The sequence below is a fragment of the Stappia albiluteola genome (assembly GCF_014050225.1).
Lineage (GTDB): Bacteria > Pseudomonadota > Alphaproteobacteria > Rhizobiales > Stappiaceae > Hongsoonwoonella > Hongsoonwoonella albiluteola.
In genome coordinates this window covers 14,665-41,650 of record NZ_JACFXV010000061.1, presented here as the reverse complement: position 1 = coordinate 41,650, position 26,986 = coordinate 14,665, and the positions used below count along the sequence as shown (strand labels likewise).

Here is a 26,986-nt window from a genome sequence, read left to right as displayed (position 1 = left end):
GAGCGGCGTCTCTGCCGCAACCTTTCGGTCCGTCATACGCGGGCTCGACCCGCGTATCCATTTGGCGCCTGAGGTCTTAGCCGCCGTCCATGGATCGCCGGGTCAAGCCCGGCGATGACGAGAGGAGAGGTGGTTGGTCCACTCGGCGGCCGAGGGTGGGGCCGGCGTCAGCCCCTTGCTCAGGTGTCATCCCCGTGAAAACGGGGATCCAGTAGACACCTGCCTCGGCAGCAAGACCTCCGGCGTTGGCGGTTACTGGATGCCCGGTGGGGCCAGGCATGACAGAGTGTGTGGGCGCGTTGGTCCGAGCACGGCAGAGTGAGTGGCCCCTTTGCCGTAACCCATCCGCTCGTCATACGCGGGCTTGACCCGCGTATCCATGCGACCCCCGAGTTATTAGCCGCCGTCCATGGATCGCCGGGTCTGGGCCCGGCGATGACGAGGGGAGAGGTGGTTGGTCCACTCGGCGGCCGAGGGTGGGGCCGGCGTCAGCCCCTTGCTCAGGTGTCATCCCCGTGAAAACGGGGATCCAGTAGACACCCGCCTCAGCGGCTAAATCTCCGGCCGCCGTGGTTACTGGATGCCCGGTCGGGCCGGGCATGACAGAGTGTGTGGGCGTGTTGGCGCAAGCATGACGGAGCGTGTGGCTGCCTCTCCGCCGTATCCTCCCGGTTCGTCATACGCGGGCTCGACCCGCGTATCCATTTGGCGCCTGAGGTCTTAGCCGCCGTCCATGGATCGCCGGGGCGTTTTCCAGTACCGGGCCCGGCGATGACGACGGGAGAGGCTGTGCGTCCTCTGACAGTTGAGAGGTGAGGCAAACACCGATCCCACACTCCAGCGTCATCCCGGGTCATCGCTCGGCCGTGCCTCACTCGCCCGGGATGACGGCCGAGTTTAAGGCAATCCCTTGGAAAGCCACGTTTCCCGGCCCGGAAAACAGGGAATCCGAAGCGTTCAGGAAGCCAGCGACGCGCCCTCGTCGACTTCCTCGATCTCCGCCTTGTAGCCCCATAGGCGGCGGAGGTGGGCGAGGGTCGCATCGCGGTCGGCCGGGTCGAGCGCCACGCCGTTGCGGCGTATGGAGCGCAGCTTCAGCCAGCGGTCGCCGAGAAGGTCGACATCGACGATCTGGATGTCCGGATCGGTGGTCGAGATATCGTAGTCGCGCGCAAGCGCGTCCCGCAGTTCGCGAAAGCCCCTTTCGTCGTGGATATGGGTGACCGTGTAGAAGGGCTTCGTGCTGTCGTCGGCCAGCGCGAACATGCGGAAGCGGCGCATCACCGTCGGGCTCAGGAACTGCTGGATAAAGCTTTCGTCGCGATAGTTCGCCCAAGCATCCTTGATGACGTTGCGCCAGTCGCCGCAGCCGGCGATTTCCGGGAACCATTCGCGGTCTTCCTCGGTCGGTTCCTCGCAGACGCGGCGGATGTCCTGCATCATGGCGAAGCCCAGCGCGTAGGGGTTGATGCCGCCATAGCGCGGATCGTCGAAATCGGGCTGCGTCAGCACATTGGTGTGGTTGTGCAGGATCTCCAGCATCGCGCCGTCCGTCAGGCTGCCTTCGGCATGCAGCGCATTCATGATGTAGAAATGCACGAAACAGGCGCAGCCCTCGTTCATCACCTTGGTCTGGCGCTGGGGATAGAAATACTGGCCGATATTGCGGACGATGCGCAGGATCTCGCGCTGCCATGAGCGCAGGATCGGGCTGTAATGCTCCAGGAAATAGAGGATGTTCTCCTCCGGCAGGTGCATCTCGCGCTTGCGCTCGAGCTGGGCGGCATTCATGCGGCTTGCGGATTGCCCGCCGGGAATTGTGTTCCAGAGATAGTGAACCGCCTGCTCCTCCGCCTTCAGCCGTTCGCGGCGCCGCTCCTCCTCTTCCCGCAGCGAGGGATGAGGCGGACGGCGGCGGCGGAACACGCCGGTCGCCATCAGCGCATGGGCGGAATCGAGGATCGCCTCAACTTCGTCGACGCCGTATTTCTCCTCGCAGGACGCGATGTAGCCGCGCGCGTAGTTGAGATAGTCGAGAACGCCGTCCGCATCCGTCCATTGGCGGAAGAGATGGTTGTTCTTGAAGAAGTGGTTGTGGCCGAAAGCGGCATGGGCGATCACCAGCGCCTGCAGCGCCATGGTGTTTTCTTCCATGCAATAACTGATGCAGGGATTGGAATTGATGACGATCTCGTAGGCGAGGCCGCGCATGCCCTTGCGATAGAGCCGCTCGTGGTGGAGGAAGTGCTTGCCGTAGGACCAGTGACGGTACATCAGCGGCATGCCGATCGAGGAATAGGCGTCGAGCATCTGCTCCGACGAGATGATCTCGATCTGGTTGGTGTAGAAGTCGAGCTGGAGATCCTCGCGCGCGACGCGCTCGATCGCATCATAGGTGCCGCGCAAGGTATCGAACGACCAGTCCGCCCCTTCGAAGAGAGGCCCCTTGCGGGCGCGTTTAGCCATTTTCGGCTCCCTCATGCTTCTTTGCGAAGAGTTCGCGGAAAACCGGATAGATGTCGGCGGGGCGGGCGATCCGCTTCATGGCGAAATTGCTCATCCAGGTGGCAAGCTCGCGATAGGCGCGCCACAGCTCCATGCCGTTGCTTTCGCTGTTGATCAGCCGCGCCTCTTCCTCGTCGACGATCTCGATATAGGCGAAATACTGGCACAGCGGCATCAGTTCCTGCGCCAGGATATGCGCGCATTTGGCGGAATCGCCGCTGAAATTCTCGCCGTCCGACGCCTGGGCGGCGTAGATGTTCCATTCCGAGGCCGGGTAGCGCTCGTCGATCACCTTCTTCATTTCCACCAGCGCGGTGCTGACCACCGTGCCGCCCGTCTCGCGCGAATGGAAGAAGGTCTCCTCGTCCACCTCGCTCGCATCATGCGTATGGCGGATGAAGACGAGATCGATCTTCTCGTAGCGCCGGCTGAGGAAGAGGTGCAGGAGGACGAAGAAGCGCTTGGCGAGATCCTTCTCGCGCTCGCCCATGGAGGCGGACACGTCCATCAGGCAGAACATCACCGCCTTGGCGTTGGGTTCCGGCTTCGGGACGTAATAGTTGTAGCGCACGTCCAGCGGGTCGATATAGCCGATGACCTTCTGCCGCCTCAGCATCACCTGCAGTTCGAGGCGAAGCCCATCCAGCTCGGCCCGCTGTTCCTTCGACGGGTTGGAAATGGCCTCAAGCGCGAAGATGCGCTCGCGCAGCTCCCTGACTTCGCGGTCCTTCGGCCGGTGCAGCGCGATGCGGCGGCCAAGCGCATTGCCCATGGTGCGCTTGACGTTGATATTGGCCGGCGAGCCGGCGACCGTATAGCCGGCGCGCGCAAGCTTCTTGGACCGGATCTCCTTCAGTGTGCGCTTGACGAGATCGGGCAGTTCCAGATCCTCGAAGAAGAGGTCGAGAAACTCGTCCCGCGACAACACGAACAGGAAATCGTCCTCGCCCTCGCCGTCCGGCGCGCCGCTCTTGCCCTTGCCCCCGCCGCCGGCGCGCGGCTTGTCGATCCGGTCGCCGGTGCGGAACGATTTGTTGCCGGGCAGCACACGCTCGCGCCGGCCGCCCTCGCTGGCGTGGTGAAAGCTTGGCTCGAGGATGCCGTCCATGGGGATCGACACCTTCTCGCCGCGGTCGACGTCGGCAACCGATCGCTTGCCGACGCTCTCATTGACCGCCTTCTTTACATAGGCACGAACGCGTTTCAGGAACCGGCGCCTGTTTCCCAGGCTCTTGTCCTTCGGGTTCAAACGGCGATCGACGAAATGAGCCATGTCGTTATTCGCCTTCTTCCCCTTACCCCGCCTTGTTCACGCGCATGTACCACTCCACGAGCCGCCTTACCTGACGCCGCGTATAGCCGCGGGCGACCATGCGCTCGACGAACTCGTTGTGCTTGGCATCCGTCTCCTTGTCGCGCTTGGCGCCGAAGCTGATGACGGGCAGAAGGTCTTCCACCTGGCCGAACATCCGCTTCTCGATGACCCGCCGCAGCTTCTCGTATTGCCGCCAGTCGGGATTCCTGCCGCGATTCTCGGCCCGCGCCCGCAGCACGAACTTCACCACCTCGTTGCGGAAGTCCTTGGGATTGGCGATGCCGGCCGGCTTCTCGATCTTCTCCAGTTCCTGCTCGAGCACCTCGCGGTCGAACATCTGCCCGGTGTCGGGATCCTTGTAGTCCTGGTCCTCGATCCAGGCATCGGCATAGGCGATGTAGCGATCGAAGAGATTCTGGCCGTAGTCGGCATAGGATTCCAGATAGGCCTTCTGGATCTCGTTGCCGATGAACTCGGCATAGCGCGGCGCGAGATCCGTCTTCAGGAAATCGAGATAGCGGGCCTGGCTCTCGTCGTCATACTGCTCGCGCTTCACCGCCTGTTCCAGCACATACATGAGATGCACCGGATCGGCCGCCACCTCCTCCGTGTCGTGGTTGAAGGTCTCCGACAGAACCTTGAAGGCGAAGCGGGTGGAAATGCCCGCCATGCCCTCGTCCACGCCGGCTGCGTCGCGATATTCCTGCAGCGATTTCGCTTTCGGGTCGGTATCCTTCAGCGTCTCGCCGTCATAGACGCGCAGCTTGGAATAGGGCGTGGAGTTCTCATGTTCCTTCAGCCTGGTCAGCACGCTGAAGCGGGCGAGGATCGGCAGCGTTTCAGGCGCGCAGGCGGAATTGCCGAGCGTGCTTTCGCGCAGCAGCTTCTCGTAGATCTGCGTCTCTTCCGTCACGCGCAGGCAGTACGGCACCTTGACCACGGAGATGCGGTCGAGGAACGCCTCGTTGTTCTTGTTGTTCTTGAACTGCTGCCATTCGGCCTCGTTCGAGTGGGCGACGATGATGCCCTGATAGGGGAAGGCGCCGATATTCTCGGTACCGACATAGGAGCCTTCCTGGGTCGCCGTCAGAAGCGGGTGCAGCACCTTGATCGGCGCCTTGAACATCTCGACGAATTCCATCATCCCCTGCGTGGTGCGGTTGAGGCTGCCGGAATAGCTGTAGGCGTCGGGATCGTTCTGGCTGAGATGCTCCAGCTTGCGGATATCGAGCTTGCCGACCAGCGAGGAGACGTCCTGGTTGTTCTCGTCGCCCGGCTCCGTCTTGGCGATACCGATCTGGCGCAGCTTCGAGGGGTAGAGCTTGACGATGGAGAATTTGGAGATATCGCCATCGAACTCGTCGAGACGCTTCACCGCCCAGGGCGACATCAGCCCCGTGAGCAGGCGTTTGGGGATGTTGTACTTGTCCTGCAGCAGGTCGCCGAGGCGCTCGCGGTCGAAGAGGCCGAGGGGAGATTCGAAGACCGGGCTGAGCTGCTCGCCGGCCTTCAGCACATAAATCGGCTCCTTCTCCATCAGCTGCTTGAGGATTTCGGCAATCGTCGACTTGCCGCCGCCGACCGGTCCAAGCAGGTAGAGGATCTGCTTGCGCTCCTCGAGCCCCTGGCTGGCGTGCCGGAAGAAGCCGACGATCCGCTCCACGGTCTCTTCCATGCCGTAGAGCTCGCGGAAGGCGGTGTAGCGCTTGATGGTGCGGTTGAGAAAGATGCGCCCCAGCCGCTGGTCCATGCTGGTGTCGACGAGCTCCGGCTCGCCGATCGCCTTCATCATCCGCTCGGCTGCGGTCGCACGCATCGAAGGATCGTCGCGGCAGGCCAGCAAATAGTCCTGCACAGACAATTCATCGACCTTCGTGCGTTCGTAGGCTTCCGCGAACCGGGTGTAGACTTCCATTGCCAAACCCCTCTCTGTTGCCTTCCGTTTCTCGACCGAGAATGTCCTGTACGGCTATGAAATTTCCTGGTGCGCGAAAATCTCCTTCAAGTCGCAAAGCGATAGAGCGTCGTGTGCCCCCATTCCGAAATTCGGAATCGATCAGGACACCAGCAAGTATATCTTTCCAGCGCGGTTTTCGGATTTGAAGCTCGCAACGAGTGTGTTGCGAACAATGAAGCGAGCTTCAATTCCACCACACTAGTGAGTCTTTTTTCAGTATACGCCAACTCGGCTTTTGCTTCTCAGTTAAAACGGAACTTCACGTGCTTTTGGGCAATTCGACCACACACGTTGATCTACCCAACGTCATGATTTGTGATCGTGCCAGCTGGTCTTTCGCAAATCACCTCGACCACCTGCACGGTCCCGCCTGATGACTTGCCAAAAGCAATGCATATCCCATGCCATTGCCGCTGCAGCTTGCGTCCGCACCTCATTGACGACGGTGCCCGCCTCCCGGCATGTCCGGCCTGCCGCTACTGCCTATGATGTTAATATTGGGATAATGTTCAAGAATGGGAACATAGAATTAATAATTTTTTAGGAAAAGCGACTTGCCACCAGTAAAGGGCATCCACGCCCGGCACAAACGGTGGATGTGCCGAAACGGCACGCGGGCTTCGGTCAAAATTGCCCCAAGGTGACATTGCCGGCGTTCAGACCAAGCGGTTCTTGCGCAGCATGCCTGCCTCTTCCAGCACCGGATAGGCGATCGACACCAGCAGGGAATTGATCTCCTTGAGGTCGCGGATCGTGTCTATATGGATCGCGCTGGTCTCCCGGCTCGTCGACAGGCCCTCGCGCAGGCGTTCCAGATGCCGTGCCTCGCTTTTTTGCACGAGCTGGCGCATCGCCTCCTTTTGATGCACGAGCTCACGCGCCGTCTCAAGGTCTCCCGACACCAGCACGTTGAAGGTCAGCCGCGCGTTCTTCAGCACCTCCGCATGGATCTCGCTCAGCTCGCGCCAGCCCTGTTCGGAGAAGGAGATCTTGCGATCCTCCTTCTTGCGCACCTTGGCGACAAGGTTCTGCGCGATGATGTCGGCGACCTGCTCCAGCTTGATGGCGGCGCCGAGAATGTCGTTCAGCCGGCCCATCGAGGCATTGTCCAGATCCTCTTCCGGGATGCGGGCGAGGTAGAACTTGATGCCGGCATGGATCTCGTCGACCTCGTCGTCGAGCTTCGACAATGCATCGATATCCGCGCCGCGCGGCTGGTGGAAGAACTCGAACACGCGCTGGAGCATCACGTCGATGCGCTCGCACATGGCCAGCAACTCGCGCGCCGCATCGCCAAGCGCCAGCGTCGGATTGGCAAGATCCGCCTCGTTGAGGGCCGTCACCCGTTTTTTCACCAGCTCGCCGTCGCTGCGCGGTGGCGGCAGCAACCGGTCGAGAAACCCGGGAATGAAACCGGCAAGCGGAATACCGATAAGCGCGATCGCGCCATTGAAGGCAATATGCGCCATCACCACCGCGTCGCCCGGATTGCCGGCAAGCCACGATGCGTCGAACTGGACGACGATCTGCAGCAAGAGAGCCGCTACGGCACCGAAGCCGCGGATCAGCACGTTGCCGAGTGGCACAACGCGGGCCGTCCTGTCCATGCCGCGCGTGAGATAGGCGGCGATCATCGCGCCGCCGAAATTGATGCCGAGCACCAGCGGAACGATCAGCACCGGCGGAATGAGCCCGCGATCCGTCAGCGAGGCGACCAGCAGCACGGCGGCGATGCTGGAATGGAACAGCCACGCCATGATGCCGGCCAGCAGGAAGGCGGAAATCCAGTCGCGCGAAAGATAGTTGAGGACGAGGGGCAGGATCTGGCTGTCTCGCAACGGCTCCGATGCATGGCCGATCAATTCGAGCGACAGGAGCAGTAGGCCGATGCCGATCATGATGCGGCCGGCCTGGCGCCACATGCGCGCCTCGCTGGCCCGGAAGGCGATGGTGCCGAGCAGGAAGAGCACAGGCACGAGCAGCGACAGGTCGATGCGCAAGAGCCGCGTGACCAGCGCCGAGCCGAAGTCGGCGCCCAGCAGCGCCGCGATGCCGATGCCCGACCCGACATAGCCTCCGGCCACGAAGCCGGCGATGATCAGGGCGACCGCCGTCGCGCTCTGCATGGCGATGGCAAGCCCGGCGCCTGCGAGAGCCGCCGCGAAGCCGTTGGTGAGGGCCTGCCGCAGCCGCGTCTTCAGGGCCGCCCCATAGGCCCGCTCCACGCCCGTGCGCACCATGCGGGTCGCCCACAGGAGCAGGGCCACCGCACCGGCCAGATTGAGAAAGATCACCGAACCCGACATGGGCTTGCCGCCTCATATATGGCCACGACCCGCGTGGCGCTCTTATTCTTCTATATTCTACAGCACTTTAGCACTCAAATCATGATGCCGGCCGCGTCACGACTTCCTGAGCCGGGTAAGGATCTGCGCCCGTTTTCCCACCGCCCGCCCCGCATCCGGCGGCACTCATGAGAAACGATCAGATGGCGGGAATGATCCAGTCCGGCACGATACCGCTTTCCTCGATGAAACGCTCGACATCGAGGCCGCGGAAGAGACCATGGTCGCTGACGAGCGCCGTCGCCCAGCCCCGCGCCGCCGCGCCCAGCACGTCGGTGTGGAGCGTGTCGCCGAGCATCAGCACCCGGCCGGCGGGCGTGCCGCCCGGCAGTGCCCGCTCCACCAGGTCGTAGACGGAGGGAAAGGGCTTGCCGTGAAAGGCGACCGGCGCGCCGGCCCTGTCGGCGACGCGATGGCCAAAGAAGCCCGGCTCCAGCGACAGGCCGCTTTCGCGCGGCGCCACGGCATCCGGATTGCCGACGATCAGCGGCCGCGGCCGTCGGAGCATCGACGCCTCGAGCGCCTGCTGCAGATCCTCCGTCCAGCGTGCCGTACTGAGAAAGACGATACCTTCCACCGCGTCGAAATCCGGCTTTGCCTCGTCGAGGAGCCCCCGCAGGGGCGCGTCGAAGTCGGCGCACTCATCCTCGGCCGTGGTGATGACGCCCCAGTTCGCCTTGTCCGGCACGGCGGCGAAGGCAAGCCGCGCGCCTTCACGGCTGGAGACGATCTCGCGCTCGGCAAAATCGAAGCCGAGCCTGGCGAACTTGGCGAGCGTCGCCTGCCGCCCGAGACTTGCCGCGTTGGTCAGCACGAAGACCGTCTTGCCGGCCGCCCGCAGGGCGTCGAGGCGAGCCCGCGCCCCGGCGATGGGCGTATCGCCGACGTTCAGCACGCCGAAGGCGTCGAAAACGAAGACGTCGTAGTTTTCCGCGATTTCGCCGAGATCGGCGGCATGGGAGAAGGTTTGCGGATGGGCGGCCGACGGCAGGCGGGAGCGCACGCTCTCGTAGAAGCGGAACGCATCTTCCGCCGTCATGCCGTCCCGATCAGATGATTGCACCGCGCACCTTCGCAGAAACCCACTCGCTGACGACGACCGCAACCAGGATGACGATGAGGATCAGCGCCACCTGCGGCCAGGCGAGCACGTTGAGAGACGACTGAAGCTGTAGCCCGATGCCGCCCGCGCCCACAAGCCCCAGGACGGTGGATTCGCGCAGGTTGATGTCCCACCGGAACACGGCGACGCCCGCGAAAGCCGGCATGATCTGCGGCATGATGCCATAGGCCATGACCTGCCAGCGGCTTGCCCCCGTGGCGGTGATCGCCTCCACCTGGGTCGTGTCGATCTCCTCGATCGCCTCGTAGAGAAGCTTTGCGCAAAAACCGATGGAGCGCAGCGCGATGGCGATGAGACCGGCCAGCACGCCCGGTCCGATGATCGAGACCAGCAGCAGCGCCCAGATCAGCGAGTTGATGGACCGCGTCGAGACGATGATCAGCAGCGCGATCGGCCGCACGAAGACCGCGCTCGGCGTCGTGTTGCGCGCGGCCAGGAAGGCGACCGGCACCGCCATCACCAGCGCCAGCATCGTGCCGATCGTGGCGATGTTGAGAGTATCCCAAAGCGGCGCCCACAGCGTTTCCATATAGGACCAGCGCGGCGGCCAGGAGCGCGAAGCCATGTCGGCGGCAATGCGCGGCGCATCCCAGACGAAGGCCCAGGTGGTCGCCTCGGATATGCGCTGCCAGCACCACATGAAGATCGCCACGCCGACGAGCCAGCCGGCCCAGCGCACGAGCTGTTCGTTACGGTTGCGAAGTTGCCAGGTCTTTTGGCCTGCACTGTCGAGGATCGGCATTACTGCACCTTGGCGCGGATGATGCCGGACAGGTATTCCAGCAGCATGACTGTGGCGATGATGATCAGCAGGATCGCGGCGGCGGTATCGAACTCGTAGCGGTCGAAAGCCGTGTTGAGCGTCGCCCCGATGCCGCCGGCGCCGACGAGGCCGAGCACCGCCGATTCACGGAAGTTGATGTCGAGCCGGTACATGGACAGGCCGATCAGGCGCGGCATCACCTGCGGCTGAACGCCGTAGTTGATCCATTGCAGCCAGGAGGAGCCGGTTGCGCGGATCGCCTCCGCCTGCACCCGGTCCATGTCCTCGATGTCCTCGGCAAGCAGCTTCGACAGGAAGCCGATGGTGGCGAAACTCAGGGTGATGAAGCCGGCAAGCGGACCGAAGCCGAAGATCGCCACCATCAGGATCGCCACGATGATCTCGTTGAGCGCCCGCGACAGCGCGACGATGCCGCGGCAGACGAGATAGACCGGCAGCGGCGCGATGTTGCGCGCGGCCCCGAGCCCGATCGGCACGGAAATCAGGATGCCGACCACGGTGGACGCGACGGTGACGATGGCGCTTTCCAGCAGCCCTTCATAGATATCGCCGCCGCGCTTGGTAAAGTCCGGGCTGGCGAAGGCGGCGACGAAACGCCAGCCGCGCACCAGACCCTCGCTCACACGCTGCCAGTTCACTTCCAGCGAGCCCAGGGCAAGCGCGACATAGACGATCGCGCCGAGGATCAGCCCCCAGCGCAACGCCGGGTTCTTGATGAAATGGGGCTTGCGCCATCGCCGCCCCAGCCGTTCGTTCAAGAGGGCGCTCGTCATGCCGCCGCCTCTTCGGCCGGGCGGATGGTCGCCTTCCAGTCTTCCTCGCCATAGATCGTGGTCAGCACGTCGGGACCGAGATCGTCCGGGCTGCCGTCGAAGCGGATCTCGCCCTTCTGCAGGCCGATGATGCGCTGGCAGAACATCTGGGCGAGCGCCACGTCGTGGATGTTGATGATGGCCGCCAGTTCGCGCTCCGCGCACAGTTCGCAGATGAGCCGCATGATCTGGCGCGAGGTCTTGGGATCGAGCGAGGCGGTCGGCTCGTCGACCAGCAGCACCTTCGGATTCTGGATGAGGGCGCGGGCGATGCCGACGCGCTGGCGCTGGCCGCCGGAAAGCTCGTCGGCACGCTTGTCGGCCATTTCCAGCAGGCCGACGCGATCGAGAAGGCGGAAGGCCTCATCCACGTCGCTTTGCGGATACTTGCGCAGGAAGGAGCGCCAGAAGCCGACATAGCCAAGGCGGCCGGACAGCACGTTCTCCATCACCGTCAGGCGTTCGACCAGCGCGTATTCCTGGAAGATCATGCCCATCTCGCGGCGTGCGCGGCGCAGCCTCGACGAGCTCATCGAGGTAATCTCCACCGCCTCCTCGCCGTCGCCGAGATGGACCTTGCCGGATGTCGGCTCGACCAGACGATTGACGCAGCGGATCAAGGTGCTCTTGCCCGCGCCGGACGGACCGATCAGCGCCAGAACCTGGCCCTTCGGGATTTCCAGATCGACGGCGTTCAGCGCCTTGTCGCCGGTTCGATAGGTTTTCGTCAGTTTCTGGAGTCTGAGCATCTTTCACCCGGCAGGATTTCAGGGCGCCCGGTCAGGGCGGGCCAAAAGTCGGACACCGCCCCGGGGTTCTCCCGGGGCGGTGTCGATGTTTCGTATTGCGGTCAGTTGCAGGAATAGGAGACGTCGTTGGCCGCATCGATCTTGCGGATGACGTCCCAGAAGTCCTTGTAGTTCATATTGATGAACTGGGCTTCCTCGGACTTCTCGAATTCCTTCTGCAGCGACGAGCCTTCCCAGTCGAAGGTGAAGAAGGCTTCCTCGATCTTGGCACGCAGCTCGGGCTTCAGGTTGTGCGCGGTGCCGAAACCGGTGGTCGGGAAGGTCTGCGATTCATAGATGATCTTGACCTGGTCTTCCTTGATCACATCGCGCTGGATCATGCGGTACATGACCTTGTCGGCGATCGCGGCGGCCGGATAGTCGTGGTTGGCGACACCCAGGATGGAGTTGTCGTGCTTGCCCGAGAAGACCGGCTCGAAATCCTTCTCGGCCAGCATGTTGAAGTCCGCCTTCAGGATCGCCGACGGCGCCTTGAAGCCGGAATTGGAGGTCGGCGAGGTGAAGGCCATCTTCTTGCCCTTGATATCCTCGACCTTCTCCACGCCGCTGCCCGGATGGGTGATGATCGCCATCTTGTAGCCGAAGGTGCCGTCGGCGCTGGCCATGATGGTGAAGGGGCTGAAGCCGGCGCAGTTCACCGCGAGCGGGTTGGAACCGGTATTGAAGCCGGCGATGTGCAGGCGACCGGACCGCATCGCCTCGACCTGGGCCGCATTCGACTGTACGGGGAAGAACTGGGCTTTCTTGCCGGTCACCTTTTCCAGATGCGTAAGGAAGTCGCTCCAGGCTTCCTTGTAGACGGCGGGATCCTCGACCGGGGTATAGGCAAAGACCAGCGTGTCCGGATCGACCTGCTGGGAAGGATCGGTCGGCGTGTCGGCGACCAGGTCGCCGTCGCGGTCGCAATAGCGCGCATCGAGATCGCCGCGCGGGCATTCCTCGGCACTCGCCGGGGCGCTGCTGACAGCCGCGAAAGCGGCAAGGGCGATGGCGCTCAAGAGCCAGTTCTTCAGTTTCATTCTTCTCTCCTCCCTGAAAGCATCATTTACGGCAGCCCGACTGTCCGGATTCGCCGCGTCTCCTTAAGCAATTAAAGGAAAACGTGGCCGAAACCACATCTCCACTCCTCCAAACCACAACTTAAATCGGTTTTCTTTCGAAATATGGCGAGAGATCTTAATTTGTTTTACAAATATAAATGGATTGTTACATTTATTACAAAGCTACAGGAGCCTTTAAACAGCCCAAAGACTTCGCGTTTCTTCGGTGTCGCAAGATGTGACGGCGATCAACGGCATGTGATGGGGCGGAGCGCACGCGGTCCGGGGTGACGCTGGAGTGTGGGGCAAGCGCTTGTCCCAACCTCAATCGTCGGAGGACGCACTGCCTCTCCGCTCGTCATCGCCGGGCCCAGACCCGGCGGTCCATCGGACGACGGCGAAATATGCTGGCGCCGCATGGATACGCCGGTCGAGCCCGCGTATGACGAGCCGAGAGGTTGCGGCAGAGAAGCAGCCACACACTCCGTCGTGCTTGCGCCAACACGCCCACACACTCTGTCATGCCCGGCTCGACCGGGCATCCAATAACCGCAACGCCGGAGGTCTGGCCACTGAGGCGGGTGTCTGCTGGATCCCCGTCTTCACGAGGATGACACCGGAGTTTGCGTCAGGAACCGGACAGGCACGCAGCAGGAGCCGTGCTTCATGTCCCTACCCTCGCTGCTTCCAGCTCGGCAAGGTAGGGATTCTGCCGACGGCTGGCTTCATAGGCGCCCGGATCGAGATCGGCGTGGATCACACCGCCTGCGGTTTCGCTCGCCTGGGCGAGCAGGCTGCCGTCCGGCGCGGCGATGCAGGATAGGCCCTGATAGGCAAAGCCGGCATCGCTGCCGGCGTGATTGGCATAGACGACGAAGACCTGGTTCTCGAAGGCCCGCACCGCCATCACGGAGGTGGCGATGAAGCGCCCGGCGGGGCTCTCCGGGAGCGCCGTCGCCACCAGCACGCAATCGGCGCCGCGCCGAGCGAGACCCCGCACCCGCTCGGGAAACTCGACGTCGAAGCAGATGAGCAGACCGAGGCGGAAACCCCTGTAGTCGACGACCGGCGGGAGATCGCAGCCGCGCGCGAAAAGGCCCTTCTCGTAGTCGCCGTAAAGCTGGATCTTGCGGTAGAGCGTAACGCCGCCCGCCGGCGTGACAAAGGCCGAGGCGTTGAAAAGCGCGCCGTCATCCAGCAGCGGCAGGCCGACGAGGATCGCGATATCCGTTTCGCGCGCAATATCGACCAGGCGGGAAAGCATGGGACCGTCCGCGGTTTCGGCCTGGCGACGGATCGCCTCGCCCGCGCCGTAGCCGGTGGTTGCCAGTTCCGGGAAGACCGCGATATCGGCGCCCTTCGCCCGTGCCTCGTCGGCAAGCCCGGCGATTGCCGCAAGCCTTTCTTCCACCGGGCCGAGGCCGGCCTCCATCTGGCAGGCGGCAACCTTCATCAGCGCTCCCCTTCGTCCCAGGCGCCGAGCAGCTTCGGCAGATCGCCGAAGCGGGCGACGAGCCCGAACACGGTCACCGCCACCAGCACGAAAAACACCGATACGCTGGCCATGGTTGGCGTGTAGCCGTAGCGAAGCGCGTTGAAAATCTTGATCGGGATGGTTTCCAGCGTGAAGCCGATCGTCATGTAGGCGACGATATATTCGTTCAGCGACAGCACGAAGGCGAAGGCGAAGCCGGAAATCAGGTAGGGCCTGATCAGCGGGAAGACGATCGTCTTCAGCAAGGTGCGGTCGTCGGCGCCCATGGTCGTACCCGCCTCGATGATCTCGCGGTCGATGGTGGCAAAGCCGAGCGTGATCGTCACCAGCGGCAGGCTGACGAAGAAGATGCCGTGGCTGATCACCACTGTCCAGGGCTGGCCGTAAAGCCCGATCGTCGCCCAGAAGCTCAGCGCGCCAAGCGCGGTGATCACCGGCGGCAGGATGAAGGGCGACAGGCCCAGAACCTGCACGATGCGGGCCCATGGCGCCACGCGCCGCCACAGGAACCAGGCGAGCGGAGCGGCGATCGCCACGCTGATGAGAGCGGAGGACGCGGCGATCAGTACCGAGTGGACAAGCGCCGCGCGCCAGGCATCGTCGGTGAAGATCTGCAGATACCAGTCGGCCGACAGGCCCTGTGGCGGAAAGGCCAGCGTCTTCTTCTCGTTCAGCGCCACGCCGGCGATGACGACGAGCGGCAGGGCCAGGAAAAGCGCGAGCGCTGCGAAGAAAACCCGTGACAGGAAGCGCCCGCTCATGACGCCGGCTCCCGGCGGTTGATCATGTTGGCCAGCAGCACCAGCACCAGGCTGGCAATCACCAGGAACACGGCCATGGCGGCGGCGAAGGGCATGTTCGACTGATAGATCGCCTGATCGGTGACGAGGACCGACAGTGTCCAGTGCTGCGGCCGGCCGAGGATCTGCGGCAGCAGATAGGCGCCGAGCGCGAAGATGAAGACGATGATGAAGGTCGCGATCAGCGTCTTGCGCAGCGCGGGCACGATCACTGTCAGAAACGCCCTGAGCGGCGAAGCGCCCAGCGTCCGCGCCGCTTCGCCAAGCGAAGGATCGAGCCGCGAGAAGGCCGGATAGAGCACCAGCACTGTATAGGGAAAGGCCTGATAGACAAGGCCGGTCATGACGGCGGCGAAGCCTGGCGTCCAGGCCCGCGGCTGCTGCATGAGCCCGAGCGCGACGAAGAGGTTGCTGATGCCCGCCGTGCGGCTCAGCAGCGTCGACCACGCGAAGCCGATGATCACCTCCGACAGCGACAGCACGCCGAGCAGACCGATCAGCCAGGCAACCTGCACGCGGCGGGACAGCTTCGTCAGCAGATAGGTGAAGGGCACGCCAAGAACGAGGCAGACGGCGGAAACGAGAGCGGCCAGGAACAGCGAGAAGACGAGAATCTCGCCGAAGAAGGCGGAGAGAAAGCGGCCGTAATTGGCGAGCGTGAAGGCAGGCTGGTAGAAGCCGCCCTGCACCCGCTCGAAGAAGGAGATCGCCACCATGATGGCGAAGGGCACGACGAAGAACAGCCCGAGCATGGCGGCGGGAAAGGCAATCGGCAGGTAGTCGGCCGGCTTTTCGGGAGGCGTCCTGCGCATCGGCTCACCCCTCCCCTTCGCCGAAGACGACGCAGGCTTCGGCGGGGATGGACAGGCTCACTTCCTCGCCGACGCGGCAATCGGGCCGAGCCTGCGGAGTGGCGACCGCGACGATGCGGTCTTCTCCCGCGTCGAGATGAAACTCGACGCTGGCGCCCATGTCGCGGATGAAGCCGACGCGCGCCCTGACGGGACCGTCGGCGCCCGCAACGAAGGCAATATCCTCGGGGCGGACCGAGATCAGCGTCCCCCCGCCGGAGGGTAGCGCCAGTCCCGGAATGACGCCGCCGGAAATCGCGGCGCCACCAACACCGGCGCGCGCCCTGATCAGGTTCGCCTGGCCGAGGAAATCGGCAACGAAGGCATTGGCCGGCCTGCGATACATGTCCACGGGCTTTGCCATCTGCTGGATGCGGCCTTTCGACATGACGACAATGAGGTCCGACATGCTCATCGCCTCGCGCTGGTCATGCGTGACGACGATGGTGGTGATGCCGAGTTGCTGCTGAAGCTGGCGCAGCTCCACCTGCATCGCCTCGCGCAGCTTGGCGTCGAGCGCGGAAAGCGGTTCGTCCAGCAGGAAGAGCCTCGGCGAGACGGCCAGGGCGCGGGCAATCGCAACGCGCTGGCGCTGGCCGCCGGAAAGCTGGGAGATTGCCCGGTCGGCGACGCCGGGCAGATGCACGAGGTCGAGAAGGTCCTTGACACGTGCGGCCTGTTCCGCCGCGGAGCGGCCGCGAATGCGCAGGGGATAGGCGATGTTTTCGCCGACCGACAGATGGGGAAACAGCGCCAGCGACTGGAACACCATGCCGAAGTCGCGGCGATGGGCCGGGATGTCGTTGAGGCGGTCGCCGTCCATGCGAAGCTCGCCGGATGACGGCTCTTCCAGGCCGGCAATCATGCGCAGCAGCGTGGTCTTGCCGCAGCCGGACGGGCCAAGCAGGCAGACGAAGGTGCCGTGCGGGACCGAGAGGGTGACGCTGTCAACGGCGGAAACCTGGCCGAAACGCTTGCTGATATCGATGAGGTCCAGTCCGGACATGCGCGTTGTCCCGGGAAAGTGGCATACAGGGAACCGCCCGGCCGAGAAAGGGCCGGGCGGCCGTGTCGAGAGGTCCGCTTACTGGACGATCAGCTCCGTCCACTTCTGGTTCAGCCAGTCGGCCCTGGACGTATAGAGATCGTAGCGCGGGATGATCGGCGCGATATCGGACGAGACGGAGGCGAACTCGTCATCCGTCAGGTCGAGCACGGAGCGCTTGAGCGTCGGCGCGGTGCCGACCTTTCGCGACATCAGCGACTGGATCGCCGGCTGCGACATGTAGTCGATGAAGACATGCGCCTCGTCGGTTTTTGTGGAGGCACGCGACAGCGCCCAGCAGCCGGAGTCCGAAATGCCGCCTTCCTTCGGGAAGGTGGAGCGCACGGGGAAGCCGTCCGCGGCCGCGAGGCCCGTCACGTCGTGATAGTACTGGCCCATCGGGATCTCGCCCGACTTCAGCGCCTGCTCGAACTGCGCCTCGTCGCGATACCAGAGCTGCACGTTGGGCTTCACCTCGGCAAGCTTGTCCATCACCTTCAGGATGCCCTCCTCGGTGTCGAGGATGCCTGTGCCGCCGAAGAAAGTGGTCGCTGTCACTTCCAGCAGGAAGGAGTTGGAGACAAGCGCCAGCAGGCCGAGCTTGCCTTCGTTCGCCGGATCCCACAGCGCCTCCCAGGAGGTCGGGGCCTCAGGATAGGTATCCGTGTTGGTGACGAGCGTGATGTACCAGGCGACCGCGCCGACGCCGGCGACCCGCCCGTCCGGATATTTGTTGATGAATTGCGGCAGGATATCGCCGGCATTCTTGATGCGGGCAAGGTCGAGCGGCGCCCAAAGGTCCGTGGACTGACCCTTCAGCATGGCGACCTGCGACATCATCGAAAGGTCGGCGGGAGCCGCACCCGCGCGTGCGGCCTGCTCCAGCTGCACCAGCCAGGCCTCACCCGTGGGTTCGGCGATCGATTCAACCGCGATGCCGGTCGCCTTGGTGAATTCCGGGAAGATGTGCTTGTCGAAGCTGTCCTTGAAATAGCCGCCATAGACGCCGACCTTGATCGAACGGTCCTGGGCGCGCAGCACGCCCGGCATGGCAAGGGTTGCGGCACCCGCAGCCGCCCCGGCAAGAAGCGTGCGCCGCGAAACGTCGAGCTTGAAGTCCTTCATCGTCCTGTTCCCCTTCGGTTTCGCCGCCGGATCATGGCGCCCGGCTGGCTTGTTTCATCTCGTCGCCCGGTCTTTTGTCCCGCCTGTTCAGGCCTGTCCCTTGCGGGACGGGCTGAAGACCATCAGCGACAGGATCTCGAAAAGCATCTGCGCGCCGGCATGTGCGGTGTTGGTGGTGGCGTCGTATTGCGGGGCGACCTCCACCACGTCGCCGCCGACGATATCCATGCCCTTCAGCCCGCGCAGGATCTCCTGAGCCTCGCGGGTCGTCAGTCCACCGATTTCAGGCGTGCCGGTACCCGGTGCGAAGGCCGGATCGAGGCTGTCGATGTCGAAGGACAGATAGACCGGCCCGCCGCCGGCCTTCTCGCGCGCCATCTCCGCGATGCGGCCGGTGCCGAGCGTCGAGATCTCCTCGGCGTGGATCACCGTCATGCCGGACCGGGTGGAGAATTCCCACAGATATTCCGACGAGCCGCGAATACCGATCTGTATGGTGCGCTCCGGATCGAGCACGCCGTCGAGCACCGCCTGGCGGAACGGCCCGCCATGGTGGAAGCGGCTGCCGTCGAACGGACCCGACGTGTCGCAATGGGCGTCGATATGGATCATGCCCACCGGGCGCTCCCGCCCGACCGCGCGCAGGATCGGCAGCGTCATGGAATGATCGCCGCCGGCCGACAGCGGCACGACGTCCGCCGCGACGATCTTCGCCACCGCCGCCTCGATATCCTCGTGCGAGCTTTCCAGCTTGAAGCGGCTGCGGAAGGGTACGTCGCCGATATCGGCGACGCGCATGTCCTTGCCCGGCATGCAGCCCAGCACATGGTGATAGGGGCCGACGCGCTCGATCGCCCTCAGCGCGCGCGGCCCGAAACGGCAGCCGTTGCGATTGGTGATGCCGAGATCCATCGGCACGCCAAGCAGCGCGACGTCGAGATCGGAGAAATCCGGGTCCGCCCAGTCTATTGCGCGATAGGGCGCATCGAGCAGGGTCGGAATGCCGGCATAAGGGGCGACGCGGGTGCCCTTCTTGTCGAAGAGCCTGTCGGCGACGGCCTTGAAGGCCGGATCGTAGATGACGCTCTCGTTGTCGCCGCCGAAGCGGGAGCGCAGCGCCTCGAGCTTCGCCTTGTCCATGATCTCTCCCCTCTCGAACGTTCAGCCGGCAAGGCCGGCAAAGCGCGGCCCGAGCCCAGCGATGATTTCCTCGCCCACATTGGCGAAGGCGACGCGCAGATGACTTTCCTGGCCTGGACCGAAATAGCTGCCCGGCAGCGTCAGCACGCCACGCTCGCGCGCGAGCCTCTCGGCCACCTCGACCGCCGGAACGCCGTCGAACGGATGGCGGAGATAGGCGAAATAGGCGCCGATCTGGTCGATCCGCCATTCCGCATGCGGCTGAAGCGCCGCGCGGAAGGCCTCGATGCGGGCGCCGATCCTCTGGCGCATCGCCTCCCGCCAGGGCCGCAGTTCGGCAATCGCCCAGGGGAGGGCGAGCTGGGCGGTGCGCGGCGCGGATATCTGCACACAGTCCAGCACCTTGCCGACTTCGGCGAGGAATTCCGGAGCCGCGGTGATCGCGCCTATGCGATGACCGGGGATCGCATGGGCCTTGGAGAAACTGTAAAGGCTGACCAGCGTGTCGCGCCACTCGTCCATGGCAAACAGATCGTGCGGACGCCCGCCGGTTTCGCCGAGGAAATCTCGGTAGGTTTCGTCGAGGATAAGACGAATGCCGCGCTGCCGGCACAGGCGGAAGAAGCTTGCCAGTTCCTCCGGCGGCGTGACGGCACCCGTGGGATTGTTCGGCGAGACGATCACCACGGCCTTCACCCGCCGGTCGATCAGGGCTTCCGCCGCCCGCCAGTCGGGAAGGAAGCCGTCCTCGGCCTTGAGCGGCAGGGGACGGGCTTCGATGCCGAGCATGTCGAGCGTCATCTTGTGATTGAAATACCAGGGTGCCGGCAGAAGGATCGCATCGCCGGCGCGCGCGATCGCCATCACGGCAACGAAGAAGGCCTGATTGCAGCCGGCTGTGATCGCAACGTCGGACGCTGAAATCACCGCGCCATAGAGGGTGGAGCTTTCCGCCGCATGGGCCTCGCGCAATGCCGGATCGCCGAGGATATCGCCGTAGCGTGCCGCCTCCGCGCTGCCGCCTGCCTCGGCAAGCCGCTCCAGGAACGCCGCCGGCGGCGGATCGCCGGGCACGGCCTGGCTCAGGTTGATCGGCTGCCCGAAAGCGCCATCATAGGCCCTCAGCCAGGCTTGCGCCTCCGGGATCGGCGGCGTCGCGGTATCGAGAAGAAGCGCATTCAGCGCCGCCATTCCATCTTTCCCCATCCAGTGTCCGCAGATGTGCATGGAGCGGAAATTAGCGCAGCCACGCTTGCCTTGAAGAATAGGAAAGTTTCAAAGATAACTTTGAGGAATACAAATGTAACGGGCGATACCATGCTCCTGTCCGGCAGCGACCTGCGCCTCCTTCGCGTCTTTGACGCCGTGGTCCGCAATGGCGGCTTCGCGGCGGCCGAGGTGGAACTGAACCTCAGTCAGTCCACCATCTCCAACCATATGAGCGCATTGGAGCAGCGCCTTGGCGTCACGCTCTGCCAGCGCGGCCGCAAGGGCTTTCGCCTCACCGCGCAGGGCCGTGCCGTCTACGAGGCGGCCCGCCGGCTCGACAAGGCCGTGCATGACTTTTCCGCCGATATCGGCTCTGTGCGCGGGGAACTCAGCGGCGAGCTTCGCATCGGCGTGCTCGACGCGATCGCGGAAGACCGGGAAAACCACCTGCCGAAAGCGATCGGACTGTTCCGCAAAACGGCGGCCAACGTCCGCCTGACGATTGCCCAGGAGCGGGCGCAGGAACTGCAGCAGCGGGTGCGCGACGGCGTCTACCATTGCGGCATCGGCGTGAAGCTGAACCGGGTCGACGGCCTGGACGAACTGCCGCTCTACGAGGAGCACCATGGCCTTTATTGCGGGCGCGGCCATCCGCTTTTCGACGTGCCGGACGACGCCGTCACGAAGGAACTGGTCGGCAGCTTTCCCTTCGTGCAGCGCGGCTATTGGCGCGACGAGGAAGCGCGCCGCCACGCGCTCGGCCCCGTGGCGGCCACCGTCTACCAGATCGAACCGCAACTGATGCTGCTGAAATCCGGCGAGTTCACGGGCTTCCTGCCCCGCCACTACGCGGAGCGCTGGGTGGCGGCGGGCGACTTGCGCCACCTCGCGCCCACGCTGTTCGGCTACCGCTCGACCTTTTGCCTGTTCACCGCGAAGGGCGCGCGCAAGACCGACGTGGTGACCGCCTTCGTGGAAGCGGCGAAGGCAGTGTGGGCGGTACGGAATTAGGCCAAGGCCGGCCCTGTCGAGCCGCGCTCGACGATGCGGCATGCCAGTTCCACGCGCCGGGCCGGCATCTCGAATCCGGTCGCCGTTTCCCGCAGCAGATCGAGCGCGACCGCGCCCAGCGCCCGCATGGGGATCTCGACGGCGCTGAGCGGCGGGTTCAGCAGCGCGGTTTGCGGCAAGCCGTCCATGCCCATCACCGAAACCTCGCCCGGAAGCCGGATACCGGCAGCAGTCAGCGCCATGATCGCGCCGGCGGCGAGACTGTCGCCGGCCGCAAGCACCGCGGTGAAGTCACGGCCTTTTTCCGCCAGGCGTTGGGTGATCGCCTCCGCCGCGAGTTCCGGCAGCCAGTCCCCCACCTCCACCACCAGGGAGGGATCGGCATCCGCGCCCATGCGGTCGCGCCAGCCCTCGAAACGCCGCGCGATGGTCCGTCTGCCCGGCCGGGTAAGAAACAGGATGCGGTGATGGCCAAGCCGGCGCAGATAGTCGGTGGCAAGCGCCGCCGCCGAACGATTGCTGGGCGCGACGGAAGACAGCCGCATGTCCGGATCGTCGCCGTTCACCAGCACCAGCGGCTTGGAGAAATTGCGCGTCGGCGCCAGCATTTCCTCGTCATCGAGGGTCAGGAAGAGGACGCCAGCGACCTCGTCGTCCGCCTCGGCTTCCGCAAGCAGCGCCTTTTCGTCCGCCGCGCTTGAGACCGTGCGCGTGACGACCTCCATGCGCAGGGCTTCCGCCCGCGCCCTGAGGCCCTCCAGCACATGCAGCGAAAACTGGTTGCGGGCGTAGTCGATCATGGCCGCGGCACTGGCCGCCAGCACCACCTTCTGCCCGGCAAGCGAGGAAGGCAGCGGATAGTTAAGTTCCCGCGCCACCTCCACGATCCGCGCGCGCAGGTCCGGCCGCACGCCTTCCTCCGAGGCCAGCGCGCGCGACACGGTGGCGACCGAAACGCCGCAGCGCCGTGCCACATCCTGCAGCCTGACGCGCGGCGATACCCGGTTTCTCTTGCCGCCTTTTTCCATCGATTCTCCTTTGCATCCGCACAATGAAAAAAATTTACAGATTGTGCAAAGAATTTTCTTCGGCAGAATTCTTCCAGGTCACGCAGAGGGCCGATGAGGAACCAAGGGGGAGGAAATGGCAGCCGGCATTGCCGAATTGCGCGAAAAACTCGACCTCCTGGTCGAGGGCATGACGGCGCTGAGCCATGGCGGTCAGTTCCATGAACCGAACCTCGACGGCCGGCCCGGCGATTACATCAGCTTCCAGTCCTGGGAGTGGCCGCAGGGCGTCGGCCTTTATGGTCTCGTGCAGCTGTGGCGGCACCGGCGCGACGAGAAACTGCTTTCGGTCATCGAAGGCTGGTACGACCGGCATCTGGAGGCCGGACTGCCGCAGCTCAACGTCAACACCACCGCGCCGATGCTCGCCCTCTCGCTGTTGTGGCGCGAGCGTGGCGGCGATCGCTACCATGCTGCGATGGACAACTGGGCCGACCGGCTGATGGCGGACGCGGCATGCACGGTCGAAGGCGGCTTCCAGCACGACGTCTCCGACAAGCTGAATGCCGGCGAGCTCTGGGACGACACGCTATTCATGGTCGCCCTGTTCCTGGCAAGCTACGGCCAGGGTGCCGGACGGCAGGACCTCGTCGACGAGGCGGTCCGCCAGTTTCTCGTTCACACCCGCTATCTCTGCGATACCGAAACCGGATTGTGGTTCCACGGCTGGACCTTTCAGGGCCGGCACAATTTCGCCCGCGCCAGATGGGCGCGCGGCAATGCCTGGATCACCGCCGGCATCCTCGATTTCGTCGAACTGGCCGACATCCCGGCCCCCGTCAGGGATTTCCTGTTCGGCGTGCTGTCGGCGCAAGTCGAGGCGCTGCTGCCGCTGCAGGCCGCCTCCGGCGCCTGGCGCACGCTGCTCGACGATCCGACGAGCTATGAGGAAATCTCGGCGACCGCCGGCTTCGGCTATGCGCTGCTGAAGGCCGCGCGGCTCGGCATCGGCGACGCGCGCTGGCGCGAGGCGGGAGAGCGGGCGCTGGCCGCCGTGCTTGCCAATATCGATCCGCAGGGAACGGTGCAGAACGTTTCCTACGGCACGCGCATGGGCCATGACCTTCAATTCTATCGCGACATTCCCCTGCAACCGACCGGCTACGGACAGGCGCTGGCGATCCTGTGCCTCGTCGAGGCGCTGACGGAGGCGGAAGGCGCGACGACCACGCGGGAAAACCTGACGACATGCCGATGAACATCCGCTACGGCGCCGGACCGGAAGACATCCAGCGCTATGACACGCAGCAGCTTCGCGACGCCTTCCTGATCGACGGGCAGTTCACGCCCGGCGCGATCCGCTTCACCTATACCCATGTCGACCGGATGATCGTCGGCGGCGCCGTACCGCTTGCCCAGCCGCTCGCCTTCGGTTCGGGCGAGGATGTCGGCACCGAACTGTTCTTCACCGCCAGGGAAATGGGCATCGCCAATCTCGGCGGTGCCGGCTGGATCGAGGTCGACGGCAACCGCTTCGCGCTCGCCAACCGCGATGTCCTCTATGTCGGACGCGGCACGCAGTCCGTCATGCTCGGCAGCGACGACGAGGCCGGTCCGGCACGCTTCTACATGAACTCGGTGCCCGCCGGCGCCGATTTGCCGACCCGGCTGATCCGGAAGGACGAAGCCAGGGTGCTGAACCTCGGCGAGGAAACGCGCGCCAACGTGCGCCGGCTCGCGATGTATATCCACCCGGAGGTGTCGCCCTCCTGCCTGCTCTTGATGGGCATCACCGATCTTGCCCCGGGAAGCGTATGGAACACCATGCCGCCGCATCTGCACGAACGGCGCATGGAGGCCTACTGCTATTTCGACCTCTCCGCGGAAGATCGCGTCATGCATTTCATGGGAAGGCCGGACAATACCCGCCACCTGGTCGTCGCCAATGGCGACGTGGTGCTGTCGCCAGCCTGGTCGATCCACATGGGCGCCGGCACCGGGCCTTACGCCTTCGTCTGGGGCATGACCGGCGAAAACCAGGCCTATACGGATGTCGATCCGGTCGCCATCGCGGAGTTGCGCTGATCATGAGCACGGCTGAAGCCATGAGGTTGATGCCCGGGTCCTCCCTCACCTACTGGCAGGTGAGCGAGACGGCGGAAGCGCGCTACGACGTCGCCGACAGCCCGATGAAGGGCGAGATGGATCCATTCTTCTTCCTGACGAAGGAGAAGAACTTCATCCCGCACGAATATCCCTGCCGAACCCGCTTCGCCGCCGACCATCGCGGCAGGCGGCCCGAGGAGCGAGGCAGCTTCGAGGCGGAGCGCAACTGGCTCCCCTTTGGCGCGAGACGGCTCGACCTTTCCGGCTTCTGGTTCCGCCCGACGCGCCTCGCCTCCTGGGCGCGTACGGTGGTCAGCGCCGCCGCAGCGGGCACCGCCCGTTTCAGGCTAGCCACCTGCGGCGGCGCGATCCTCTTCGTCAACGGCAAGGAAGCCGGCCACCTCTCCCCCTATGTCCGCAATCTCGAAACCGCGGCGGACTTCACCGCCGAGCTTGCGGAAGGCGACAACGAGATCCTCGTCTTCTTCGACGATCTCGCCGAGCGCGACACGCGCTACTACATCCAGCTCGACTGGCTGGCCGGACCGCAGGCTTCCGCTCGCCTGCCCTTCGCAGCCCCCGAAGGAGCCGTTCGGGCCGTTGAGGCCTGCCTTTCGGCCATGCATTTCGACAAGCCGGCCTATACCGGCGGCGACGTGGCGGTGACCCTGCCCCGCCCCCTGCCGAAGGCGGCGAAGGCGAGCGTAACCGTCGAAGGCGATTTCATGTCGCATGAAAGCCTGAGCCTTGCGCGGGATCTCGCGGCGGGAGATGCGACGCTGCCGCTTGGCCCCGCCGACGAATTGCCGGCCGATTTCCGCCACTTCAATATCGCGCTGACGATGGACGGCTTCACCGCCTCGCGCGTGCTTGGCGTGGAAATCGCCCATCTGTCGCGTCAGGGCGCGGCTCCGGCCGATCTTGCCGGGCGCATCGAGGAGGCGCTGGCCGAGGTGTCCGAGCAAGGCGAGCCGGACACGGTCTGCGCACTCGCGCGCCTTGCCTCCGGCAGGACCGGCGAAAAGACGGAAGCGATGATCGAACGCGCGCTGCCGGCGATCGACGATTGCTGGGACTGCGCCGATTTCGCCCTCGTGCCGCTGATCTGGTCGCGCACCCGCTACGGCAGCGATCTTTCGTCCGCCCTGCGCGGCCGCATCGACGAGGTGATAGCCGGCTACCGCTACTGGATGGACGAGCCGGGCAACGACGTGCAGTGGTACTTCTCCGAGAACCACGCCCTGCTCTTCCACACCGCCGCCTATCTCGGCGGCCACCTGCTGCCCGACACCCGTTTCCGCCGCTCGGGCCGGCTCGGGCGGGAGCAGTCGCAGGTGGGGGCGGCGCGCGTACGCGCCTGGCTCGACCATTTCGAGGATTGGGAGATGGCCGAGTTCAACTCGGCTCCCTATTTCCCGATCGACCTGAAGGGCCTGTGCGCCCTCCACGCGCTCGCGCCCGACGCAGATATCGCCGAGCGGGCCGGCCGGGGCATCCTTCGCCTTCTCGAAATCGTTGCGAATTCCGCCCATCAGGGCGTGCTAACGGCCGCCCAGGGCCGCTCCTACGAGCATACGCTGAGGGCCGGCCTGTCGCTGGAACTCTCTGCCATCGGGCGTCTGGTCTGGGGCGCCGGCACTTATGGCGCCCGCTTCCATGCCCTGCCCCAACTGGCGCTTTGCCTGCGCGATCACGGCCTCAGGCTTCCCGCCCATCTGGCCGAACGGGCGCTCTGGCAAAAGCCCACGGCGCAGGAATGGGCCTTCAAGCAGGGCGAAGGCGGTTTCGCCGCGCTCTACCACTACAAGGGACGCGATTTCGCGCTTGGCAGCGCGGCCCATTACCGCTGGTACGACTGGGGCTATCAGGAAACGCTGGTGCATGGGCGCATCGGTGCCGAGCCGCAGGCACAGATCTGGATCAACCATCCAGGCGAGGTGATCCATTCCGGCTATGGCAGGCCGTCCTATTGGGGCGGCAGCGCCTCCGTCCCGCGCGTGCAGCAATATCGCGGCCTTGCCATCGTCGTCTTCGACGGACGCGAGGAACAGCCCGACTTCACGCATGTGTGGTTTCCCGCCGCCGCCTTCGACTCCATAATCCGGGACGGAGCACTTGCTGCCGCCAGTTCGGGCGAAGGCCGGCTTCTGCTTCGGGCCAGCGACACGTTGGAGGACGTGACCGAGGGGCCGAGCACAGGCTGCGAATTGCGTCTTGCCGGCCGAAAGGGACGCTGGCTGCTGCGCATGGGAGAAGCGGGCGACGGCCGCAGCCTTGCGGATCTCGTCAATCGTTTCAAGGATATGAACCTGGAGGAAAGGGATGATGGCCTGATCCTAGTCGAGGATCCGGCCTATGGAACGGTCGCCTTTCATGCCGACGGCAGCATTTTTGCCGAGGGAAGGCGTTTGAACCCGTCCGAATGGACGGTGGCGGGCCGGCGCGAGGAGTTCGGTTCCGCTTCGCAAAGGGAGTGAAATTGCCCCGGCGGATAGAGGGCCGCCGGA

At 64.5% G+C, this 26,986-nt stretch carries 21 protein-coding genes; 4 read left to right on the top strand and 17 right to left on the bottom strand.

Annotated features, from left to right (window positions below; translation table 11 throughout):
• Window positions 1-957: 957 nt before the first annotated feature.
• The 16 genes from H2509_RS14220 to H2509_RS14145 form a co-directional block, all read right to left on the bottom strand.
• Window positions 958-2,466, bottom strand: coding sequence for a SpoVR family protein (locus tag H2509_RS14220; RefSeq protein ID WP_182166363.1), 1,509 nt, complete (start codon window positions 2,464-2,466; stop codon window positions 958-960).
• Complete coding sequence (locus H2509_RS14215) at window positions 2,459-3,778, bottom strand: YeaH/YhbH family protein (RefSeq protein ID WP_182166361.1); 1,320 nt, start codon at window positions 3,776-3,778, stop codon at window positions 2,459-2,461. Before H2509_RS14215 ends, H2509_RS14220 begins: the two co-directional genes overlap by 8 nt.
• A 22-nt stretch (window positions 3,779-3,800) precedes the next feature.
• A complete protein-coding gene (locus H2509_RS14210; protein WP_182166359.1) occupies window positions 3,801-5,735 on the bottom strand; it encodes a PrkA family serine protein kinase in 1,935 nt (644 codons plus the stop codon).
• 698 nt (window positions 5,736-6,433) lie between these two features.
• Complete coding sequence (locus H2509_RS14205; protein WP_182166357.1) at window positions 6,434-8,083, bottom strand: Na/Pi cotransporter family protein; 1,650 nt, start codon at window positions 8,081-8,083, stop codon at window positions 6,434-6,436.
• A gap of 178 nt (window positions 8,084-8,261) precedes the next feature.
• Entirely contained in the window at window positions 8,262-9,185 is a 924-nt protein-coding gene (locus H2509_RS14200; protein WP_209001968.1) for an HAD-IIA family hydrolase, read from the bottom strand.
• Complete coding sequence (gene phnE, locus H2509_RS14195) at window positions 9,172-9,987, bottom strand: phosphonate ABC transporter, permease protein PhnE (protein ID WP_182166355.1); 816 nt, start codon at window positions 9,985-9,987, stop codon at window positions 9,172-9,174. The genes H2509_RS14200 and phnE (H2509_RS14195) overlap by 14 nt, the downstream gene beginning before the upstream one ends.
• Complete coding sequence (phnE, locus tag H2509_RS14190) at window positions 9,987-10,802, bottom strand: phosphonate ABC transporter, permease protein PhnE (protein ID WP_182166353.1); 816 nt, start codon at window positions 10,800-10,802, stop codon at window positions 9,987-9,989. Before phnE (H2509_RS14190) ends, phnE (H2509_RS14195) begins: the two co-directional genes overlap by 1 nt.
• Window positions 10,799-11,590 carry a phosphonate ABC transporter ATP-binding protein gene (gene phnC, locus H2509_RS14185; protein ID WP_182166351.1) on the bottom strand — a complete coding sequence of 264 codons (792 nt, stop codon included), beginning with the start codon at window positions 11,588-11,590 and terminating at the stop codon, window positions 10,799-10,801. The genes phnE (H2509_RS14190) and phnC overlap by 4 nt, the downstream gene beginning before the upstream one ends.
• Before the next feature lie 101 nt (window positions 11,591-11,691).
• Entirely contained in the window at window positions 11,692-12,669 is a 978-nt protein-coding gene (gene phnD / locus H2509_RS14180; protein WP_182166349.1) for a phosphate/phosphite/phosphonate ABC transporter substrate-binding protein, read from the bottom strand.
• Between the two features lie 685 nt (window positions 12,670-13,354).
• Window positions 13,355-14,143 carry a carbon-nitrogen hydrolase family protein gene (locus H2509_RS14175; protein ID WP_235974958.1) on the bottom strand — a complete coding sequence of 263 codons (789 nt, stop codon included), beginning with the start codon at window positions 14,141-14,143 and terminating at the stop codon, window positions 13,355-13,357.
• The gene (locus H2509_RS14170) at window positions 14,143-14,946 is read right to left on the bottom strand and encodes an ABC transporter permease (RefSeq protein ID WP_182166347.1); all 804 of its coding nucleotides are present in this window, start codon (window positions 14,944-14,946) and stop codon (window positions 14,143-14,145) included. The genes H2509_RS14175 and H2509_RS14170 overlap by 1 nt, the downstream gene beginning before the upstream one ends.
• Window positions 14,943-15,797: an ABC transporter permease gene (locus H2509_RS14165; RefSeq protein WP_182166345.1), complete on the bottom strand. Its 855-nt coding sequence runs from the start codon at window positions 15,795-15,797 to the stop codon at window positions 14,943-14,945. The genes H2509_RS14170 and H2509_RS14165 overlap by 4 nt, the downstream gene beginning before the upstream one ends.
• Window positions 15,798-15,801: 4 nt before the next feature.
• Window positions 15,802-16,842, bottom strand: a complete 1,041-nt coding sequence (locus H2509_RS14160) for an ABC transporter ATP-binding protein (protein ID WP_182166343.1) — start codon at window positions 16,840-16,842, stop codon at window positions 15,802-15,804.
• Between the two features lie 78 nt (window positions 16,843-16,920).
• Complete coding sequence (locus H2509_RS14155) at window positions 16,921-18,006, bottom strand: ABC transporter substrate-binding protein (RefSeq protein ID WP_182166341.1); 1,086 nt, start codon at window positions 18,004-18,006, stop codon at window positions 16,921-16,923.
• 87 nt (window positions 18,007-18,093) lie between these two features.
• Window positions 18,094-19,146, bottom strand: a complete 1,053-nt coding sequence (gene speB / locus H2509_RS14150) for an agmatinase (protein WP_182166339.1) — start codon at window positions 19,144-19,146, stop codon at window positions 18,094-18,096.
• Window positions 19,147-19,167: 21 nt separating this feature from the next.
• The gene (locus tag H2509_RS14145; protein ID WP_182166337.1) at window positions 19,168-20,337 is read right to left on the bottom strand and encodes an aminotransferase; all 1,170 of its coding nucleotides are present in this window, start codon (window positions 20,335-20,337) and stop codon (window positions 19,168-19,170) included.
• Between the two features lie 126 nt (window positions 20,338-20,463).
• On the opposite strand from H2509_RS14145, the gene H2509_RS14140 reads away from it, so the two are divergent.
• Window positions 20,464-21,366 (top strand): LysR family transcriptional regulator, encoded by a 903-nt coding sequence (locus H2509_RS14140; RefSeq protein WP_182166335.1) that lies wholly within the window; start codon window positions 20,464-20,466, stop codon window positions 21,364-21,366.
• On the opposite strand, the gene H2509_RS14135 is transcribed toward H2509_RS14140, so the two are convergent.
• Window positions 21,363-22,394, bottom strand: coding sequence for a LacI family DNA-binding transcriptional regulator (locus tag H2509_RS14135; protein WP_182166333.1), 1,032 nt, complete (start codon window positions 22,392-22,394; stop codon window positions 21,363-21,365). The two genes, H2509_RS14140 and H2509_RS14135, sit on opposite strands and share 4 nt — an antisense overlap.
• A 115-nt stretch (window positions 22,395-22,509) precedes the next feature.
• On the opposite strand from H2509_RS14135, the gene bglB reads away from it, so the two are divergent.
• From bglB to H2509_RS14120, 3 genes are read left to right on the top strand one after another with little or no spacing between them, the layout of a single operon-like run.
• Entirely contained in the window at window positions 22,510-23,631 is a 1,122-nt protein-coding gene (gene bglB, locus H2509_RS14130) for a beta-galactosidase BglB (protein WP_182166331.1), read from the top strand.
• On the top strand, window positions 23,622-24,458 hold the full coding sequence (kduI, locus tag H2509_RS14125) for a 5-dehydro-4-deoxy-D-glucuronate isomerase (protein WP_182166329.1): 837 nt from the start codon (window positions 23,622-23,624) through the stop codon (window positions 24,456-24,458). Before bglB ends, kduI begins: the two co-directional genes overlap by 10 nt.
• Window positions 24,459-24,460: 2 nt before the next feature.
• Window positions 24,461-26,956, top strand: a complete 2,496-nt coding sequence (locus H2509_RS14120; protein ID WP_182166327.1) for a hypothetical protein — start codon at window positions 24,461-24,463, stop codon at window positions 26,954-26,956.
• Window positions 26,957-26,986 lie beyond the last annotated feature (30 nt).